Source organism: Bacillus cereus group sp. BceL220 (genome assembly GCF_051776965.1).
In the GTDB taxonomy this organism is placed as follows: Bacteria; Bacillota; Bacilli; order Bacillales; family Bacillaceae_G; genus Bacillus_A; species Bacillus_A cereus.
This window is the reverse complement of the sequence record NZ_JBPWBC010000002.1, coordinates 313,685-332,675: the sequence shown is the minus strand read 5'-3', so window position 1 is coordinate 332,675 and position 18,991 is coordinate 313,685. Positions and strand designations below refer to the sequence as shown.

Here is an 18,991-nt window from a genome sequence, read left to right as displayed (position 1 = left end):
GGCAGCCTCCCTCATTTTTAGAAGAATAAATGTAAGAAATCTTCTGTTGTAATGTTACCGAAGTAGCGTGCGATATCTACGCCTTCTAAAGCTGCAGTGAATGCATCTTTATCGAACTGAACGCCTGTTAGACGCTCTTCAATATCATGAACATCTAGTGAACCGAAGAAGTCGCCGTAAATTTTACATTCTGTTACTGTTCCTTTTTTCACTTCAAGACGAACATCAACTTGTCCAACTGGGAAGCGGTGTGAATGTTGTAAGTTGAACTTCGGTGATTTTCCATAGTTCCAATCCCAATTTTGGTAACGTTCTTCAGAAAGTTTATGGATTTCTTTCCAATCATTTTCTGTTAATTCGTACGTTGGGATTTCTGTTTCTCCTTCGAAAATTGTTTCTAGAAGAAGTTGTCTGAACTCTTCTGTCGTCATTTCTTCGTTTAGAAACTCTGTAATGTTCGCAACGCGGCTACGGATTGATTTAATTCCTTTTGATTGAATCTTATCCATTTTTACTTTTAATGCTGATACGACGTGATCGATTTCAGAGTCAAATAGTAACGTACCGTGGCTGAACATACGACCTTTCGTTGAGAACTGCGCGTTACCTGAAATTTTTCTGCCTTCAGCTAAAATGTCGTTACGACCACTTAGTTCTGCATTTACACCTAATTTACCAAGCGCTTTCGTTACAGGCTCAGTAAATTTTTTGAAGTTGCTGAAACTGTCTCCATCATCTTTTGTAATAAAACTGAAGTTTAAGTTTCCTAAATCATGATATACTGCGCCTCCACCTGATAGACGACGAACGACATGAATACCTTTTTCTTTTACGTAATCTGCATTAATTTCTTCTACTGTGTTTTGGTTTTTACCAATGATTATCGAAGGCTCATTAATGTAAAACAGTAAATATGTTTCGTTAATATCTAAATTCTTCACACAATATTCTTCAATTGCTAAGTTTATTCTAGGATCTGTAATTCCTTTATTATCAATAAATAACATCGTATCACCTCATGAGTTCCATACGTAACCACTATGCGCTAACGTAATATGGCCACTGAAAATTTGTTTTGCTTCTGTTACTAAATCAGATGGGTTGCCTGTATGCGGTAAGTGCGTTAATAAAAGTTCTTTTACATTTGCATCTTTCGCAATACTTGCTACTTCTGTACTATTCATATGCCCTGCTTTTGCAGCCTCTTGATGTGCATACATATTACACTCACAAATGAAAAGATTAGCATCTTTTGTGAATGGAATGAATTCAGGAATATAACTTGAATCAGCGCTGTATACTACAGCATCATCTCCAGCTGTAATACGCATCGCAAAGCATGTAACAGGATGAACAGTTTTTAAGAACGAAATCGAGAACGGTCCAACTTGAAGTGTTTCTTCTGGATTGTACGCGATTCCTTTCGTATGTCGTTCATGTGTTAAAGAATGGAATCCATTCTCGTCAAACGTATGACCGTATATTGGTAATTCCGGTAGTTGCCTTGTTGTCGCACTCGTAATTAATCTCGCATATTGCAATACCCCAATGTCCGCAACATGATCGTGATGATAGTGTGACAGTACAACTGCATCTATATCAGATGGTGTTATATATTTTTGAAGCTGTGCTAGTACACCACTACCACAGTCTACAAGTAAACGAAAACCATCGTGTTCAAACAAATACCCCGACGTTGCTTCTCCCGCTTCTGGAAAGCCGCCCCAAAAGCCGACAACAGTCATTTTCATATGTATCCATCCTTTCTAAAACCGAGTAGGAATGCAGTTTTTCTCCGTACTTGAGAAAGTTTTTTACTTACATCCTACATTGTTAACTATAATCCATTTCCTAAACTTTTTCATTAATTTTCAATTTTGTTATAAAACAGTTGTTGACTTTTATTTTTTGTACTAATACAATAATAGTAAGAAATGGAAATGGAGGGATTGACATGATCGATCAACCAATGGAGTTTTTCAGAAATTTACCGACGAAAACTTGTGCGCACTGTGGGAAAGAAATTGATGAGCAACACGAAGCATACCATAACAAATGTGACGATTGCGTTCACGAAGAATAGTAGTTTGTGAACATAAAAAAACCTAGCAGACATAGTCTACTAGGCTAATAACATCTTATCCTTCATCGTTGAACCTTTCACCAAGAGCTCCAGTTCAAACTCATACAATTCTTTTTTTCGATAATTTTTCGTATGGATTTTATCCATCATCAGGTCGACAACTTTTCGGGCCATTTCATCAATTGGCTGTTCAATTGTCGTAATACCTGGTTCTGTAATCTGCGATAATATTTGATTATCAAAACCGATAACAGCGAGATCATCTGGAATGCTCCAGTTATGGCGTTTCGCCTCTGAGATAATTCCAGCTGCTACCTCATCGCCTCCTGCCAAAATCGCGGTAGGATTTTTTTTGTCCTTCAATACTTCATGGAATATTCGTTTTCCATCTTCCCAGGAGAAAGCGTTTTCAAGAAAGTCAATCGCTTCTACTTGGCGGCTCTTCTCAGTTATTGCACGTAAAAAGCCCATTTTTCGCTGCTGGCTAACGACTTTGGTTTCGTTACCACGGCAAAAAATAAGATTACGATATCCTTGATCTAACACATGCTTCGCAGCTATGTATGCTCCTTGCGCATGATCAAACTTCACTGTTGGAATATTTGCTTCCTCAATATATTCATTACACAACACGATTGGACCGTGCTGTAAGTATGGCTCTACATCTTCCCACGGATTTTCTAGTGAACATAGAATAATCCCATCTACTTGTTTCGTAGATAATAATTGTAAATACTCCATCTCTTTTTCCGGTAAATATCTTGTTTGACAAATAATCAGTTTATATTTATGTTCAGAAGCAGCAATCTCGATTGCCTCAATAAATCTACTGAAGAAAGGATTTGTAATCCTTGGAACTAGCACCGCAATTGTTTCCGTTTTTTGTTTACGAAGCCTTCTCGCCGCAGAATTAGGAACGAAGCCTAAATGCTTCATTGCTAATTGAACCCTTTTTTTCTTCTCATCTGAAACATATGGATGATTATTAATCACCCTAGAAACCGTTGTCCTTGATAACCCCGCTAATTTCGCCACGTCCTCTATAGTCGACACGAAATTCTCCCCCTTTGCATGAAAACGTTTTCTTAAATTGATTATATAGTATATTATTGGAAACTGCAATATCGGTTGTTATGATTTTACTATATTAATATTATACATAGGAAAAAGTCTGTTAATGCAGGGGCAATATACTACTTTTAGAAATTTACGTTTTGTACATTCCTTTTCTTAATACCATATATCCTTTATTCAATATAAAACCCCATCAATACGTCATCTCCATATGATCCATCTTCATACTTTATTTGCTTTCGTTGTCTCCCTTCTTCTACAAAACCCATACGTTTGTACACTTTAATTGCCCGATCATTAACAGAAACTACACCTAAGCAAATTTTCTCTAAACCTTTCTGCCCTTTCGCCCAACTAATAAGAAATTCAATTAATTTCGTGCCGATGCCTTGATTACAATACGCCTCTTTAATCCCCATTCCCATTGTGCCTGCGTGTTGTAACCGTTCTAGTTCATATCGGTTGAAAAGTAAAAAGCCAACTACCTTCCCATCTACTTCATACACGATATAAAGATTACCTTTCTCATTGCTTTTCCGTATCTTTTCTCTTTCTGCATTACTATCATTCGGTAACTTCTTTGGGGATACTATGAAAAATTTTGTAGTAGTTTCCGATAATATAATTTCTTTTCTAATATTCATAATTGCTTCTGCATCAGTCTCTTTTACTAACCGTATCATTGAATCACCTCGTACTTTTTCTTTTTAAAAATAATATTAAAACTATAAAACGTCCAATATGCAATATTACATATTGAGAATCTTTTTACTCTTGATACAATATTCATACATCAAAATAAAAGGAATGTATGGAATGAACCCAATCTTAACAGCTGCAAAACAACTATTACATAAAGAAGAAAAAATTTTATCTACTTTAAAATGTTCACTTACTGGCTATATGATTACGCATAAAGTCCCGTATCCTGGCATGTTACTTGCTACTAATAGAAGACTGCTCTTTTTTAGCCAATATAAAAACACATTCATTGCCGAATTTGATTATGAAAAAATTCTATCCATAGAAACGAAGAGAAGAATCTTTGACAAAAAAATAATATTTTATTATGAAGATGAATATATAACGCTTGGATACATTACAAGTTCGAATGTTGAAGCTTTCATAGACTTACTACAAAGAAACAGCAAGACTAGCACAGGCTTATAATCAGCGGGGATCCCCTCGCTGATTCATTATTTTAACTCCTCCCACTTCGTCCAAACTTCTCTCCCGTTTATACGGTACATATTATCCTCTCTATCCATAAACCCCTGTACAATAAATTCACGTCTAATTGTACAAAAATCATCATGATATTGTTTTATAAATGTATTAATTTCTTTTTCTGTATATTGATTTTCAGCATTTAACTTGCTTATTAAATGCTCCAACAATACTAGTTTTTTCTTCTTTTGACCTGGAATCGATTTTAAACGATCCTCTTTATCGAAAAAGTTACGAATGGTCGTATCGCGGAATTTCATTTCACTTTCAGTCATTTTTTATCCTCCATCACTTTTTTTCTTTATCTTTTCACTTAAAATATCAATAAAGTAATATCCACCCATTAACACATAGTAGAACGTAAGTATTCCAAATGCATCTTTCATACTTGTATATACTTCTTTATCAAACAATATAGGTGAAAGGGCATAAACAAGAAAGATGATTAGCGGATTTACGATAAAATAATAAGTAAGATTGCCTCTCATCATATCAACTCCTCTACCCTATGTTTCTCTGTAAATTGTTGTAATTCCTTTTCTTTCGTTTCTATAGCTTTTAGAAAGATTTATAGATGAACTAAGGAAAAAATGCCCTCTATTAAAATAAAAAAGCACCAAAAAGGTGCTTTTTTTACGCTTCAACCGATTGATTTTCAGCAACATTTTTAAATTGTCGTTTGTGCATCAAAGTTAAGGAGGCGATTGTTCCAAGTGATAATACAACGATAAAGATCATGAGCATTCCTATGTTTTGCCACATGAAGTCAAAGTCTCCACTTGATACGACTGCTTTTAATCCTGATACAGAGTATGTCATCGGTAACCAAGCATGAAATGGTTGTAAAAACTTCGGAATCAACTCTAGTGGGAATGTTCCAGCACTTGTTGTAAGCTGCATAATTAATGTAATGATGGCGATAAAACGACCTGCATCACCAAAAGCTGTTACTAAACATTGAATTAATGCGATAAACGCTAAACTTGTAATGATACTAAAGAGTATGAAGTATGGAATGCTTTGTACTTCTACACCCAATCCGAACAGTAATATAACATCTGCTACTATCGCTTGAATAATACCGACTGATAGTAACACGCCGAACTTACTAATAAACCAACTAAATCCTGATTTCGGAACGCCAACTGTATCGCGTAATGGGTATACGATAGATAATAATAATGCCCCAACAAATAAACCGAGTGATAAGAAATACGGCGTAAATCCAGTTCCGTAGTTAGGAACTTCCGCCATTTTCTCTGTCTTCACTTTTACAGGACTTGCAAACATATCATACGTTTTATCTGTCCCTTTTACTTCCCCAGTTTTCTCTGCCCCTTCCCCAAGTTTCTCAGCAAGTTCACCTGAACCATCGTTTACTTTCACTAGTCCATCAGTTACTTTTCCTGAGCCGTCTGCTAGTTTATTTACGCCGTCGATTAGCTGGGTCGAGCCCGTTGACATTTTATTTAAGCCACCATTTAAAGTACCTAAGCCAGTTGTTACTTGGCTTGAACCGTCTGCCAACTGCGTTATGCCACCTGTCATTTGGCTTGTTCCTACAGATAATGTACCCAAACCGCCGGTTACTTGGCTTGAGCCATCTACTAATTGATTTACTCCTGCAGATAATTGACCTAATCCTGCTGTCACCTTTCCTGATCCGCTTTGTAATTGCGTTATCCCATCAATTAATTGAACTGATCCATCTTTTAATTTATCGGCACCTATTTTTGCATTATCTAATCCCTCACCAAATCCATAAAACTTACTAACAAATTCATTTTGAGCATTTGTTAGTTTCTCAATACCATCTGCTAGAGTTTTTACTCCTTCTGAATTTGGTAATTTATTTTGCAATCCACTTGTTTTTTGATCTATTTCGCCTTTTAATTGTTTTACTTCTTCATTTAATTTATTTGTTCCACCTGCTACTCCAGTAGCTTTTTGCTGAACTGTCGCTGTGCTTTTTACGGCACTTGTTATGAATGGTTGTAACTGTTCTTGATATTCTTTCGGTAAACTCTCAATTTTCTTTTGTAAATTCGCTACCTCTTGCGCTGCATTTTTGGCATCTCCTGCTGTTGATTGCGTAAGTTCATTTAACTGATTTACATTCTCTCCAGCTCCATCTATTTTCTCATTTACTGCATTCAATATAGAAGGAACTTTCGACTGCATTTCCTCTAATCCTGCAGCAGAATTTTGTACGTTACTATTTAAATCCTGCAATCCCTTTTGAATCGCTTGAGAACCTTTCTCTAATTGACTTTGCCCTTCAACAAGTTTTCCCATACCATTTGATAGATTAGTTGTTCCTGTTTGTAATTCGCCGGATTTACTTACTAGTTTGTTCAAGCCACCAGTCACTTTCTCAGATCCATCACGCAATTCACCCGTTTTGCTATTTAACGTATTTAAACCGCCTGTTACTTTTCCGGAGCCATCTTGCAATTTCCCTATACCCGTCTGCATCTCACCTGTTTTGCTATTTAACGTATTTAAACCATTTGTTACTTTGCCTGATCCATCTACTAATTTATTAGATCCATCTGCTAATTTCTGAACTCCATCCTTCATCTCCCCAGATTTCCCTTGAAGTGTATGAAGGCCATCCGTCACTTTACTTGAACCATCATGCAATTCACTTGATCCGTCATGTAGTTCATTTGCCCCTTCCGCTCCATCTACTAATCCTTTTGAGACGTCTTTAATAGAATCAAACATTTTCTCTGCATATGTTTTCGTTAACGTGCTTGATACTTCAGTTTTAATCTTTTCAATAGCTGTTCCTCCAATTTGTGAAGATAAGAAGTTTAAGCTTTCGTTTGGAATGTACTCTAAGTTTAATGGCTTTGGATTGTCTTTTAGTAACGTTGTAGCGTTACTTGAGAAGTCATCTGGAATGCGCACTAACATGTAATACTTTCTACCTTCCATTCCTTTCTTTGCTTCTTTTTCACTTACGAACTCCCATTTAAAACTTTTATTATCTTTTAAATTATCAACGAGCCCTTTTCCGACCTCAATTGGTTTCCCATCAAATACTGCGCCTTTATCTAAATTGACTACTGCAACTGGTAAGTCATCTAACTGTTTATACGGATCCCAAAAGGCCCACAAAAACATCCCCGCATATAAAATCGGTACGAATAAAACCGCGATAATTGGAATTAATATTTTTTTACTTTTTATAATTTCCGTGAACTCTTTACGAAGTAACTGATTCCCTTTCATAATTTCTCCCCCTTTTATAAAATGACCAAAACGTTCATATGGTCATTTTCACCCAAACAAAAAGGCTATACTTGTTCATACATATGCCTTATCCCCGAATTTATTACTATGCAACTTTTTCTCATTTTGATTATAGTTTTTCTATATCCCCCCTTAACTCAAATATATGACCGCATTGTTCAATTGGTCATTTTTTATAAAATTAAAAGGATTATCTTAGTTTGACAATCCTTTTAGTAAATAAAGTTCAAATAACTCTGCAATTTTTTCTTTTTCTAGCGGTTCATGATTTTTTTCCCAATCAAAGATAAGCGATACGTATAGGCGAAGCATAATAAATGCTGTAATTTCTGGATCACATTTGCTAATTTCACCTTTTTCAATCGCAATCTTTAAATACGATTGAATAACAGAAACGATTTCCACATCAACTTGTTGCATAACTTCTTGTACTTCTTTCGTTCCCATATCGCGCTCTTCTTGAATTAATTTAATCATGAGCTGATGTTCTTTTCTAAATTCCAAGATGCTATATAATGCTCTATGTACATTTTCAAAAAATGAAACATCTGAACGAATTGCACTTTCTGCAACTTGCTTCATTTCTGTAATTAAATTAGAAATAATTTCACCAAATAGCTCTTCTTTATTTTTGAAAAAAGTATAAATCGTTCCTTTTCCTACATTCGCTAACTTCGCTACTTGATCCATCGTTGTTGCTTTATAACCGAACGCTGAAAAAGACTTTGTTGCAGCTTCAATAATAGAACGTTTTCGATCTATCGCCACATTGTCACCTCCAAAAATGACCAATTGGATAATATAGTCAATCAGTACATCTTTGATATTACCACACGCTTACATTCTATACAAGTTCTCTTTTTATTATTTCCAGTATAAAAGATTTCAGTCAAGTTATATCATACTGTCCATAGTGTATCAAAAAGTATACTTGTATGGAAAGCTAGAATATATTCATAATAATTGCTGGCTAGATCCCACTAGAAATTTAATAAAATAGACAGTGTTCTTAAAACTAAAAGTTTAAGAACACTGCCTTTTATTTTGACATAGAAAGTAATATTTTCTCCATTTCTTTCTTAGTTAGCTCATCATCGATTATCTCTTCGTATATCTTTGTATCTCTTGTAAAAATATCATTCACTATGACAATTTGATACTCACTATTCTTACCTTGTGCTGGTACAAACATTTTAAGGCCTCTTAACTTCCCCTCTCCATGAGAAGATTTATTATATACCATTCCTTTCCCATCTAAACTATAACTTTCTAGATTCTCTACTCCAGGCATCATATAGTGTAGCGGATCCTTACCACCATTAACATTACCATCCATATACATCCTTGACTGGTAAATTGTAAAACCATATTTTCCTTTTGTATATTCTGATTTAATAACTAATTCTACATCTCTTCCAAAATATGAGTCAGCCCATTCTCTCTTTAATTCATAACCTTCAGGTATATAAGTCGGCTGCTTAATTTGATACGGTACATGTTCTTTCGCTTCTTCTATAGTATATGTTAAAGACTTCTCCAGCTTATCTCCAAGCGGTTTTAATGTCTTCTCAATAGTAGCTAGTCTTTCTTGATCAGCTTTCTTCAAGCGTTCAGGTTTATATTCCTTTGTATCTCCATCATAATTCTCAGGCACATTTTTCTTAACCATTGCTTTTTTATGAATTTCTTGCGCTTCCTTAAATAATCGAACATACTGCTCAAATTCTTCTTTTGTAAAATTCTTTTCTGCCAAATACAAAAAATCTGTATTCTTTTTATATGACGTTATTGACATACCCCATTCTCTACTTGCATTCTCCGGTGTACCTAATACTGTTTCTATCGCTTTTTCAAATGCCGCTTTAGATTGCTTTTTTTCTACAACTTTTTCTTTCTGTCTTTCATCTCCCTCAGTTATCCTTGCATTTAATAAAAATCCGCCCGCTATAGCTGCTATAGCAATCACTCCGAGTAAAGAAAGACGATACGATTTCTTTTGGAATTTTTTAATCATAATGATTCTCCTTTTTAGTGTTCGTTTATTTCTACTTAAATTTACTAGGCTTGGTACTTGATAGGAATAATGTTCTAGAAGGGTAATAATTGTATGTCCGTATGCAATTTGCTCCTCTTTATCTATGAAAGTAAGCGCATATGCATCACATGCCAATTCTTGATCTTCTCGCATACAAAAATAGGCGTACCAAAGAATCGGATTGAACCAATTTAATAGGATTAAACTGTACATAATCCAATTTACAGCTACATCTTTTCTCTTAATATGAGCTAACTCATGGTAAAAGACATATTGTAATTGTTGCTCATTTAATACTTTCATATGTTTTTTTGATAGTAATACTTTCGGACGAAAGAAACTAAACACAGTTGGGCTCGCAATCTTTCCTGCTAGACGTAATGAAACTGCCTTCTTCATTTTCATAGACTGCTTACAGCGATCAAACACTGTAATGACCTGTTCATCCGTAATATCCGGTTGTTTCTTTATGTACGAATATAACCGTCTATTTGTAAGAAACGTGATGGCTGCTAATACAATTACCCCAGCTAGCCACACATACAAAGCAAGTTTGTATAAAGAAAATGTAGTCTGTTTTTCCGAACTGACTTCTACTTCCGGTTCGCTAGTTTTTGTTACCATTTTAGGATTTGATTCCAATTCCACTTTACGGTCGCTTTCTATGTTCACTATATTCTCAGTAGCCGGCATATTTTTTGGAATAACTTCCGATACACTAGAACTATAGGAAAGTAATGAGTAAATGCTATAAGAGCTATCTGGCGACCATGGTAAAAGGAGTCTTATCATTAATACGATCCACAACATATATTGCCACCGGGGTGTTAATTTATTTCTAAATAGAACTTTTATACATAAAATAAATCCAACTAATATGCTGGCCATAAGTGACGTTTCTATAAGCCAATCAAAAAAATGAGGAAGGTATACATTTATAAGCGTGTTTATCATTTTTATCGATCCTTCCTCTTATTCTCCTCTGTCTTCTCATCTAAAATGCGTTTCAGTTCATTAATATCTTCTGAAGACAATTTTTCCTCTTTTAAAAAATTAACAAGTAACGGTTTAAACGCTGCACCGCAAAAACGCTTTAGTAAAGATTTCGTTTCCACTTGCAAATAATTATCTTGTGATACTAACGGATAATAAGCATACATTCGCCCTTTATCTTGATGATAAGAAACGGCTTCTTTTTGTACTAATCGATTAATTAATGTGCGGATTGTTTTCGGTTTCCAGTCCATTGCATCTTCCAGTTCTTCTATAATTTCATTCGCTGTTTGCGGAGAACTCGACCAAAGTACTTTCATAATTTCTAATTCCGCTTCAGATATTTTAGGTAATTGATTTGTCATCGTATGTTTCACTCCTAAGTATTACATTTGTAATCTATAATTAAGATTACAAATGTAATACTTAATTGTCAACCATATTTTAGAAAAATCCCTTTCAGCTAAACCTTACTTCACAACAACAAAATTCCTCTTTTTCAAATAATCAAATAAAAAAACAAGAAAATCTTTACAATTAATAGTAATATAGAAAATAGACAAGTTTATCAAAATAGTGGAGGCTTTTTCAGTCATGATGCGTGCGCTTCGTTTAAATATAAAGCAAGCTTTTTGTAATCGTGTTTCTTTAATTATTATGTTTAGTGGACTAGCTCTTATTTTTATTTACCATTATTATTATGTAATTCGTTACATTGGGGATGGAACGGATGCCTTTGTAACAACAGCTGTTAAATGGATTGGATTTCGCGACAATGAAATGGATGTTTATTTATTATTAATGCCCGTTATTGCTAGTTTCCCCTTTAGTACAAGTTACAATTCGGATAAATCAGATGGTTTTAAACCGTTTGTAAGTAAAGGGATTTCTTTGTTCCCTTATTCAGTAACGAAATATATCGTTACATTCTTTTGTGGCGGATTTCTTTATACATTTCCATTCATCTTATCGTTATTATTTTGCAAATTAACCATTCCAGACGGAGAACCGACTGCTGGTTCAGGCATTATAAATGATAATGGGATGTTTGCAAACTTATATTACGAATCTCCCCTCACTTACATTGCTGTATATATCGGAATTAATTTTTTATTTGCAGGTTTAATGGCCCTTTTAGGACTTGCAGCATCTGCGTGGTCACAAAAGGACTATATGGCGATTCTTTTCCCATTTGCAGTTGCCTCCATTCCATACGTCCTGCTAAATACGATATTCCCTACAATAGGCGGAGCGCCTTTTCATTTATATGACCCAAAACAACCGTTGCATGGCATGTCGCCGTATATTTTAACGATGCAATGCACTTTCTTCCTTCTCGTTAGCTTAATTATGTATATACAAGGAGTAAAACGTGATAGAAAAAAATATAGAAGAAGGTTGCAAAGAAGAGAGCGGTGTAGAAAAGCGTTTCAAGTATAATAAAACCCTAATTTCCTTACTATATTGGAAATTAGGGTTTTATTTACTATTCACTTACGGTGTACCAGCCAATCCCCATAAAATAACAACCGCTACAAAATAAATCGCTTTAATCGCTACTACTAAACATAATGAAACAATTGCATATTTACTTAATTCTCTTCTTGCACCTATTAAAGTAAAAATAACCGCCAAACTAAATGTTATATAAGAAGCTGTTATATTAATTAAGTTATACGTAATATCTAGATTGCTTGTAAGTCCTGTTACATCAGCTACGAACTGAAGCATGACGATCGTACTAAAAAAAATTGCAAGCTGATTCATTAACTTTCCATTTATTTGTAACTGCATTGATGTCCCCCTTCAAAAAAACTAAATATTCAACCAATTTTATCATTAGATTACAAAAAAAGGAATCATCTCTTTATACTATTCTATAACAATGAAAAAAAAGAACGCTTAGTCACCTAAGCGTTCCTTTCTTTAAGAAGCTTTCTTCAAATCAATTTGAGCAAGTACTGGGTCATGGTCGCTTACACGTCCGTGCTCTTTCATTATGTTTGAGTTTAAGTGCACTGGATCTACAATTGTGTGCGGTGCGATATTATTTGTTACTAAAATATGATCTAACACTTGTGCATTTCCTTCGTGAATGTACGTGTAACGATTCTCTTTTGGCACTGTGTTTAACATATCTTTTAAGATTGTTCCCTCTAGTGTTTTTAGTGGTTTAGAGAATTCGAAATCGTTCATATCACCTAACACGACAACTGGTGCATTCGTATTCTTTTTCTGAATTCCTTGCACGAAATGATTTACTTCTTGTGCTAACTGAATTCGTTTGTCTTCACTTTTTAATACGAGCGGCTGCACTTTTCCAAATGGCGTTGCATCTCCTAGTTTTGAGTTTAAGTGATTTGCAACGACAACAATGTTTTGTCCTTGGAACGTAAATTCTGCCGCTAACGGTTTACGTGTACTTTCAAATAATGGATTTTCGTCTCCAATACGAACAACATTTTTATCAAGTAACTTTGGTACCGTCGCTAATTTCACGCGTGATGGATTATAGAAGAAGCCGACGCGAATATTCGCTCCTGGTGCTCCTCCGTCTTGATTATTGTTTGGAGCGATTTCTACATACTCATACTTCGGTCCACGAATTTCTAGAACTGCATCAATGATACGTTTTGCGCTTAATGACGCATCTGTTGTACCGTCATTAATTGATCCGTTATTATCTTGCATTTCCTCTACACCGATAATATCTGGCATTTTTAAGTTGTATTTAATAGAATACGCTAACGCTTTTACCTTTTCATCTGTTGTTTCTTTTTTATTCGCTGAGAAGTTTTCAATGTTATATGTAGCAACCGTTAACTTATCAAGACGTGGCTGAATATTTGCCCCTACTTGCTTAAATCCACCATCCACTACAGCTGGCAGTTCTGTTATTGGCGAAATACGGAAAGAACCGTAATCATATCCTACTACCCCTGTTATATCTCCAGTAAAAGTATCTCCTACTTTTGCTACATAATCGCGAGGTACTTTTACAGAAAGACGCTCTGGGTTTAATTGATTTTCATCTAATAGAGGTGTGCCATATTGTGTTACTATTTTATCTCCACCATTTTTTACTGTTACATATAAATTCCCGTTTTTCTGAGGTGTAATAATTTTTGGTGTTGGCATCGTAACACGCATACCTTCTATACTTTCATAGAAGTCGATTGCATCTTCATTTGGATCAAATAAACCAAATGCATCATTATCAATAATCTGGTCCGGGATTTTCACACCGTTTTCCCCAAGTACAATCGGTGCCGGCAAAGATTGATCTTTTGCGATTACAGCAACGCGACTCGCCTTAATTTCTGTCGTCGTTAAGTCTGTTTCAAATCGCTCTGCATATCCTGGTCCTACATATTCTTCTACTACTCCATCAACTTGAATAAGATCTCCTACTGCTACATTCGCATCTTTTTTATATACGTACATACCTTCTGAAGTAGCTGGATCATTATCTGGCTGATTATCTTCTATATAAAAGCCGTTTTTATCAAGCGCTGTGACAACGCCTTCCACATTGTTTACTTTCTTACCGTTGTAAGGAGACATATGTGATTTTCCTTGAATGTCATGAATACGAACTGGTTCATTATTTACGATAATAAATGAAAATGTCGAAATTGCTGAAGAAGTAAGCCCTTCTTTTTCCGCGATTGCTTTCACTACACTATTTTCAGTCATTACAATTTGTCCATTATAACGAACACTTTTATTAGTAGGATTAGAGCCATCTAACGTATAGTAGATTGTTGCGCCTTCTGTATTCGTCGTTAATGTTACCGCTGTTCCTTTAGCAACTTCTCCGCCGTTCGGTGAAGCTACTACATCGCTAACACGGTTTTGTCCTTCACCTTGAAACTTATAAGCTGTTACTGATTTTAGACCTGGGTTACTAAAATATAATTCAAGAGTCCCAGTCAAACTAACTTTCTTCCCGATATTTTCAGGGTGATCTTTTACATTCACTGCCGTTCTCACATCACCTTTTGGCAACTGAACGGGCATGATTTTGTCTGGATTCGTTTCGTTTGGCGAATCTGCAATTGCTACGTTTGTATCATCAAACTTAGCTGGATCCTTCGTATATTTAGAAGAACTTTGCGTATATCCGACAATATAGCCTTCCACAATCCCCTTCGTTTTCCCTTGCTGCTTAAATACTTGAATTGCTTTTTCTACTGACATAGAAGCAGTTTCTTCTGCTTGCGCTAAAGTTCCAGTAAATGAAAGCAATAGCAAGAATGATAAAAAGACGCTTAACAATTTCTTCACAGCCATTTTCCTCTCCCTATTTCATATTTTCTCAGCATTTCTATCATAACAAATGATTCGTTATATAGAACTATATTTCGACAAATTTTACAAAAGATTTATTTAATTTACAAGCTTTCAAACTATAATACAAAATAATAATTTTACACCTTCTACAAATGCACTCTATAATGTTAGGGAGAGAAAACAGAAAATATCGACATTTGATTGGCATGTAAAATGGATTCATTTGAATAGGAGTGATTGGATGGAAGTGCAAACAGAAACATACCGCGCAGCTATGAATGGAACATTAGAACGTCATTTTTCAGATATGATTGCTGTTATACCAACTAGAATTACAATTGAGCAGTTAAAACACCGACTAGAAACTATTGCTACTAAAGTTGATGAGTTAAAAATTGTTTATGGTGATAAGACAAGCCTTATTGTTGAATTACATATGGGTGAAACAGTCCTACCGTATGAACTGCATATTGATGAGGCGAACGCCCCAGAAGAATATAAAATGTACAATAGACAAGATTCTACAATTGTAGATCGTAATTTTGAAGATGCGGCTTTCGGCACTGAAATTTTCACTCGTACGCTATTTGTAGGCGATGTACTGGACTGCTTTTTCCAGCAGTTACAGTTTTTATGGAATCTCGCCCCAGATTTGTTATTTGTAATCGATTCAAGTGCAGCAATGAAAGTGATATCTAGAAGCTATATTGAATATCACGTTGAAAATGAATTATTACCTGACATTCCTGACTTGTACGTTATTCATTCTGTTTATGAAGACGATAAAGATGATGAGCCTACGCAATATTGGTTTCATACACATGGTCTTTTAAGAGCAGGCGTAACTGAAATAGAGTTAATTATTCCAAATCGCATTTCTTCCTACTACGGCATTGGCGATCTCTTTCAAACATTTGCTAATAATGCCGTTGAGAATGGACAAGTCCCTATGAATGAGCCTATCGTTATCGCGCATAGTCAGCAAGGTTCTATACATACAGTCGCTGTTCCGTGGGAAAAAGGATTATCTTATATAGGGCATAAAACGAGTATGGACCAATTATCTTCAATCGAGGATGAAGAAGTGAAACTACAACCAATAGATGCACAAAATACATTCTTAGGCGGAATGGATGCCCGAGATGAATACCATCAATCTCCATCCGTTCTCTTATTCAAATTTAATACTTCAGAAGAATATATTGAAAGTTTTTTCAAAGAACACGAGGAAGCTACAGGGCTCATGTTCTATAAAACAAATAGTGAAACCGATCGTATGGCTTACAATGCGAAAAATACTTTCGGGTATTTCAGCAACATTTTTCACATTGAACAATCAAATGAAGATTTTCGTTTCCTTGCTAAGTTTGGTGTCTCCTACGAAGAAGGAAAAAGTGAACATATGTGGTTTGAAATGCAAAACATTACGGAAGATTTCATTCAAGGAATACTCATTAATGAACCATATTTTATAGAAGATATGAGTGAAGGAAACAGTTATCATTTAGATTTTGATAACTTAACAGAATGGGTTATTTATGCAGGAGATGCTGTTATAAAGCCAAATACCTTATATATGTTTATTGGCGAATAAGTATTTTATATAATAAACGAAACGCCTTCAATATGATTGAAGGCGTTTCTTATAATTTATTGTGCGATTAATTCAGCATCTATTACTTTCTCCAAATGAGATAATACACGCTTTGAAGCTTCCTCACCTTGATTAATACAATCTGGAAGTCCAGCACCAGCATAGGAGCTACCTGCCAAGTATATACCAGGCAACTCTTTCTCCATAAATGTTGTGAGCTTTTTCATTCGCTCGTTATGGCCTACTGTATATTGAGGCATCGCTTCTTTCCAGCGGCTTACGATTGTAAACTCTGGATCCTCTGTAATATCCATCGTCTTTCTTAAATCTTCTAGTACGAGCTGAACGAGCTCTTCTTCAGTTTGTTCTACAACCGCTTCATCACCAGCACGTCCAACGTAACAGCGAAGGAGTGTTTTTCCTTCTGGCGTTGTATGTGGCCATTTTTTATGCGTCCACGTACATGCTGTAATCGTGTAATCGCTATTTCGTGATACGACAAATCCTGTACCATTAATATCGCGCTGGATTGCGGACTTTTGGAAAGCAAGTGCGACATTGGCAACGGATGTGGATGGAATATTACGGAAGAAACGAAACTGCTTGTACTGAGCAAACATGGACGGCAATACTTTATGCGAAGTTGCCACTACGATGGCGTCCGCTTCTATTTCTTTTCCGTTACTAAGAGTAATCGTATAACCATCACCCTGTTTTGCAATTTTTTCAATGCGAGTTCCCTTTATTATCGTACCTTCATGCATCTTTGCTTCGAGAGATTTTACGATAGATTCTAAACCTGTTTTCACTGTTTGGAACATTCCCTTTTTCGGTTCAGCTTTCTCTTCTTTCGGAGCGAGCGTACGCATACCGAGTGAAATACTGCGATGTTTCTGCTCAATTTGATACATTTGCGGGAATGTTGACATTAAGCTCATTTCATCAATATCCCCTGCATAAATACCCGATAGTAACGGTTCTATTAAGTTTTCAACCACTTCGTTTCCAAGACGATGTCTGAAAAATTGTCCGAGTGATTGGTCAGATACTGGCTTTGACCTCGGCATTAATAGATCAAAGCCAGCTCTTAGTTTACCAATTGGGGAGAACAGCCCGGAAAATAGAAACGGCGTAATTTGCGTTGGAATTCCCATCACTGATCCATTCGGCATTTTATGTAACCGATTGTTTACAAGGATAAATGATTGACCGGCTTGATTATTTACAAGTTCATCGCCGAGACCTAATTCTTTCACTAATCTAGCTGCACTTTCTTTTCGTGCTAAGAAAGAATCCGGTCCGCGCTCAATTGTAAATCCATCTTTTCGAACGGTTTGAATTTTTCCGCCTAGTTTACCCGATGCTTCTATAAGTAATGTATCAATCGGCAAGTTTTTTTCATGAATATTTTTTTGTAAGTTATACATTGCTGTTAATCCAGTGATGCCTCCGCCGACGATCACAACTTTTTTCCTCAAGCAGGCTCCCCCTTTCTTCTTACAGTACAGATTCTTTTTTCTTTAATACAACATCTGTTAAACAATCAATAAATGCGTCCGATGCATTTGGCATTTCTGGACGATAATATTTCGCACCAATTTCATCCGTTACAACTTTACACTCAAAGTCGTTGTCATATAAAACTTCTAAATGTTCCGCAACAAATCCAACTGGTGCATATACGAATGAAGTATAACCGTGCTTTTCATTTAGTTCTCTCGTTAAATCTTGTACATCTGGACCAATCCAAGGATCTGGTGTGTTTCCTGCACTTTGCCAGCCTACTGCATAGTTTGCTACTTCAGCTCCGCGCGCGATATAGTCCGCTGTTTCATTTAATTGATCTGGATATGGATCGCCCATTCCAATAATTTTCTCTGGTAAGCTATGTGCAGATACGATTAATACTGCTTTTTCACGCTCTGCATCTGACATACCGTTATATATAACTTTCACTGCATCGACCCAGTACTGGATGAATTTCGGCTCTTTATACCAGCTATCAATACCGTGAATTGTTAAGTTTCCAAGTTTCTCAGCTTCTTCTTGTGCTCGTCCAACGTATGATTTCACGCTAAAAGTAGAATAGTGAGGTGCAAGAACAAGTGCGATTGCATCTTGTATTCCGTCGTTATGCATATCTTTCACCGCATCTTCAATAAACGGTTCAATATGTTTTAAGCCAAGATACATATGGTACTCTACTTCATCTTGTACTTCATTTAAACGCTTCTCTAACTTCTTAGCTTGCTCTAATGTAATAGTAGCTAAAGGAGAAATACCACCAATTGCACGGTAACGCTCTGTTAAATCTTCCAGCATTTCAGGACTTGGCTTTCTTCCTCTGCGAATATGTGTATAGTAACGTTCAATATCTTCTTCTTTATATGGCGTTCCGTATGCCATCACAAGCAAACCAATTTTCTTTTTCATA

18 protein-coding genes are annotated in these 18,991 nt (G+C 35.7%); 4 read left to right on the top strand and 14 right to left on the bottom strand.

The annotated features are described in order from the left end of the window. Nucleotides 1-17: 17 nt before the first annotated feature. Entirely contained in the window at nucleotides 18-1,007 is a 990-nt protein-coding gene (locus ACS2FK_RS06560; RefSeq protein WP_059304035.1) for a lipoate--protein ligase, read from the bottom strand. A 9-nt stretch (nucleotides 1,008-1,016) separates the two neighbouring features. Continuing rightward, nucleotides 1,017-1,751, bottom strand: a complete 735-nt coding sequence (locus ACS2FK_RS06555) for an MBL fold metallo-hydrolase (protein WP_063546750.1) — start codon at nucleotides 1,749-1,751, stop codon at nucleotides 1,017-1,019. Between the two features lie 203 nt (nucleotides 1,752-1,954). On the opposite strand from ACS2FK_RS06555, the gene yhfH reads away from it, so the two are divergent. Continuing rightward, nucleotides 1,955-2,083, top strand: a complete 129-nt coding sequence (yhfH, locus tag ACS2FK_RS06550; protein WP_000567010.1) for a protein YhfH — start codon at nucleotides 1,955-1,957, stop codon at nucleotides 2,081-2,083. Nucleotides 2,084-2,122: 39 nt separating this feature from the next. Here yhfH and ACS2FK_RS06545 read toward each other — a convergent pair whose 3' ends face one another. Both ACS2FK_RS06545 and ACS2FK_RS06540 read right to left on the bottom strand, forming a co-directional pair. Further along, nucleotides 2,123-3,136, bottom strand: a complete 1,014-nt coding sequence (locus ACS2FK_RS06545; RefSeq protein ID WP_000103715.1) for a LacI family DNA-binding transcriptional regulator — start codon at nucleotides 3,134-3,136, stop codon at nucleotides 2,123-2,125. A gap of 194 nt (nucleotides 3,137-3,330) precedes the next feature. Next, complete coding sequence (locus tag ACS2FK_RS06540) at nucleotides 3,331-3,840, bottom strand: GNAT family N-acetyltransferase (RefSeq protein WP_000620470.1); 510 nt, start codon at nucleotides 3,838-3,840, stop codon at nucleotides 3,331-3,333. A 133-nt stretch (nucleotides 3,841-3,973) separates the two neighbouring features. Between ACS2FK_RS06540 and ACS2FK_RS06535 the strand changes: the two genes are divergently transcribed. Further along, nucleotides 3,974-4,327: a PH domain-containing protein gene (locus tag ACS2FK_RS06535; RefSeq protein WP_001068221.1), complete on the top strand. Its 354-nt coding sequence runs from the start codon at nucleotides 3,974-3,976 to the stop codon at nucleotides 4,325-4,327. Nucleotides 4,328-4,353: 26 nt separating this feature from the next. Here the strand turns inward: ACS2FK_RS06535 and ACS2FK_RS06530 are convergent, their stop codons facing one another. From ACS2FK_RS06530 to ACS2FK_RS06505, 6 genes are all read right to left on the bottom strand, one after another. Beyond that, on the bottom strand, nucleotides 4,354-4,659 hold the full coding sequence (locus ACS2FK_RS06530) for a DUF2087 domain-containing protein (protein ID WP_000140289.1): 306 nt from the start codon (nucleotides 4,657-4,659) through the stop codon (nucleotides 4,354-4,356). Nucleotides 4,660-4,662: 3 nt separating this feature from the next. Further along, complete coding sequence (locus tag ACS2FK_RS06525; RefSeq protein WP_014481972.1) at nucleotides 4,663-4,875, bottom strand: hypothetical protein; 213 nt, start codon at nucleotides 4,873-4,875, stop codon at nucleotides 4,663-4,665. 142 nt (nucleotides 4,876-5,017) lie between these two features. Next, nucleotides 5,018-7,621 carry a YhgE/Pip domain-containing protein gene (locus ACS2FK_RS06520; protein WP_063546748.1) on the bottom strand — a complete coding sequence of 868 codons (2,604 nt, stop codon included), beginning with the start codon at nucleotides 7,619-7,621 and terminating at the stop codon, nucleotides 5,018-5,020. A gap of 216 nt (nucleotides 7,622-7,837) precedes the next feature. Then, the gene (locus tag ACS2FK_RS06515; protein WP_000963381.1) at nucleotides 7,838-8,410 is read right to left on the bottom strand and encodes a TetR/AcrR family transcriptional regulator; all 573 of its coding nucleotides are present in this window, start codon (nucleotides 8,408-8,410) and stop codon (nucleotides 7,838-7,840) included. Nucleotides 8,411-8,681: 271 nt separating this feature from the next. After that, a complete protein-coding gene (locus tag ACS2FK_RS06510; protein WP_063546746.1) occupies nucleotides 8,682-10,631 on the bottom strand; it encodes a M56 family metallopeptidase in 1,950 nt (649 codons plus the stop codon). A 2-nt stretch (nucleotides 10,632-10,633) separates the two neighbouring features. Beyond that, nucleotides 10,634-11,035 (bottom strand): BlaI/MecI/CopY family transcriptional regulator, encoded by a 402-nt coding sequence (locus ACS2FK_RS06505; RefSeq protein ID WP_000184509.1) that lies wholly within the window; start codon nucleotides 11,033-11,035, stop codon nucleotides 10,634-10,636. A 229-nt stretch (nucleotides 11,036-11,264) separates the two neighbouring features. Here ACS2FK_RS06505 and ACS2FK_RS06500 point away from each other — a divergent pair, with 229 nt between their 5' ends. Then, a complete protein-coding gene (locus ACS2FK_RS06500; protein ID WP_063546744.1) occupies nucleotides 11,265-12,110 on the top strand; it encodes a hypothetical protein in 846 nt (281 codons plus the stop codon). Nucleotides 12,111-12,164: 54 nt separating this feature from the next. On the opposite strand, the gene ACS2FK_RS06495 is transcribed toward ACS2FK_RS06500, so the two are convergent. Then, complete coding sequence (locus tag ACS2FK_RS06495) at nucleotides 12,165-12,464, bottom strand: hypothetical protein (protein ID WP_023521387.1); 300 nt, start codon at nucleotides 12,462-12,464, stop codon at nucleotides 12,165-12,167. Nucleotides 12,465-12,596: 132 nt separating this feature from the next. Then, the gene (locus tag ACS2FK_RS06490; RefSeq protein ID WP_063546742.1) at nucleotides 12,597-14,963 is read right to left on the bottom strand and encodes a DUF6359 domain-containing protein; all 2,367 of its coding nucleotides are present in this window, start codon (nucleotides 14,961-14,963) and stop codon (nucleotides 12,597-12,599) included. Nucleotides 14,964-15,204: 241 nt separating this feature from the next. Between ACS2FK_RS06490 and ACS2FK_RS06485 the strand changes: the two genes are divergently transcribed. Continuing rightward, entirely contained in the window at nucleotides 15,205-16,557 is a 1,353-nt protein-coding gene (locus ACS2FK_RS06485) for a DUF4026 domain-containing protein (RefSeq protein WP_063546740.1), read from the top strand. A gap of 56 nt (nucleotides 16,558-16,613) precedes the next feature. Here the strand turns inward: ACS2FK_RS06485 and hemY are convergent, their stop codons facing one another. Together hemY and hemH are read right to left on the bottom strand one after the other, a co-directional pair. Then, the gene (hemY, locus tag ACS2FK_RS06480; protein WP_023521384.1) at nucleotides 16,614-18,035 is read right to left on the bottom strand and encodes a protoporphyrinogen oxidase; all 1,422 of its coding nucleotides are present in this window, start codon (nucleotides 18,033-18,035) and stop codon (nucleotides 16,614-16,616) included. Between the two features lie 19 nt (nucleotides 18,036-18,054). After that, nucleotides 18,055-18,990, bottom strand: a complete 936-nt coding sequence (hemH, locus tag ACS2FK_RS06475) for a ferrochelatase (protein WP_000726787.1) — start codon at nucleotides 18,988-18,990, stop codon at nucleotides 18,055-18,057. Between the last annotated feature and the right edge of the window lies 1 nt (nucleotide 18,991).

What these genes read in the sequence shown, in the direction of transcription:
- ACS2FK_RS06560 (WP_059304035.1), bottom strand. Translation starts at nt 1,007, where the DNA reads ATGTTATTTATTGATAATAAAGGAATTACAGATCCTAGAATAAACTTA.
- ACS2FK_RS06555 (WP_063546750.1), bottom strand. Translation starts at nt 1,751, where the DNA reads ATGAAAATGACTGTTGTCGGCTTTTGGGGCGGCTTTCCAGAAGCGGGA.
- yhfH (WP_000567010.1), top strand. Translation starts at nt 1,955, where the DNA reads ATGATCGATCAACCAATGGAGTTTTTCAGAAATTTACCGACGAAAACT.
- ACS2FK_RS06540 (WP_000620470.1), bottom strand. Translation starts at nt 3,840, where the DNA reads ATGATACGGTTAGTAAAAGAGACTGATGCAGAAGCAATTATGAATATT.
- ACS2FK_RS06535 (WP_001068221.1), top strand. Translation starts at nt 3,974, where the DNA reads ATGAACCCAATCTTAACAGCTGCAAAACAACTATTACATAAAGAAGAA.
- ACS2FK_RS06530 (WP_000140289.1), bottom strand. Translation starts at nt 4,659, where the DNA reads ATGACTGAAAGTGAAATGAAATTCCGCGATACGACCATTCGTAACTTT.
- ACS2FK_RS06525 (WP_014481972.1), bottom strand. Translation starts at nt 4,875, where the DNA reads ATGATGAGAGGCAATCTTACTTATTATTTTATCGTAAATCCGCTAATC.
- ACS2FK_RS06520 (WP_063546748.1), bottom strand. Translation starts at nt 7,621, where the DNA reads ATGAAAGGGAATCAGTTACTTCGTAAAGAGTTCACGGAAATTATAAAA.
- ACS2FK_RS06510 (WP_063546746.1), bottom strand. Translation starts at nt 10,631, where the DNA reads ATGATAAACACGCTTATAAATGTATACCTTCCTCATTTTTTTGATTGG.
- ACS2FK_RS06505 (WP_000184509.1), bottom strand. Translation starts at nt 11,035, where the DNA reads ATGACAAATCAATTACCTAAAATATCTGAAGCGGAATTAGAAATTATG.
- ACS2FK_RS06500 (WP_063546744.1), top strand. Translation starts at nt 11,265, where the DNA reads ATGATGCGTGCGCTTCGTTTAAATATAAAGCAAGCTTTTTGTAATCGT.
- ACS2FK_RS06495 (WP_023521387.1), bottom strand. Translation starts at nt 12,464, where the DNA reads ATGCAGTTACAAATAAATGGAAAGTTAATGAATCAGCTTGCAATTTTT.
- ACS2FK_RS06490 (WP_063546742.1), bottom strand. Translation starts at nt 14,963, where the DNA reads ATGGCTGTGAAGAAATTGTTAAGCGTCTTTTTATCATTCTTGCTATTG.
- ACS2FK_RS06485 (WP_063546740.1), top strand. Translation starts at nt 15,205, where the DNA reads ATGGAAGTGCAAACAGAAACATACCGCGCAGCTATGAATGGAACATTA.
- hemH (WP_000726787.1), bottom strand. Translation starts at nt 18,990, where the DNA reads ATGAAAAAGAAAATTGGTTTGCTTGTGATGGCATACGGAACGCCATAT.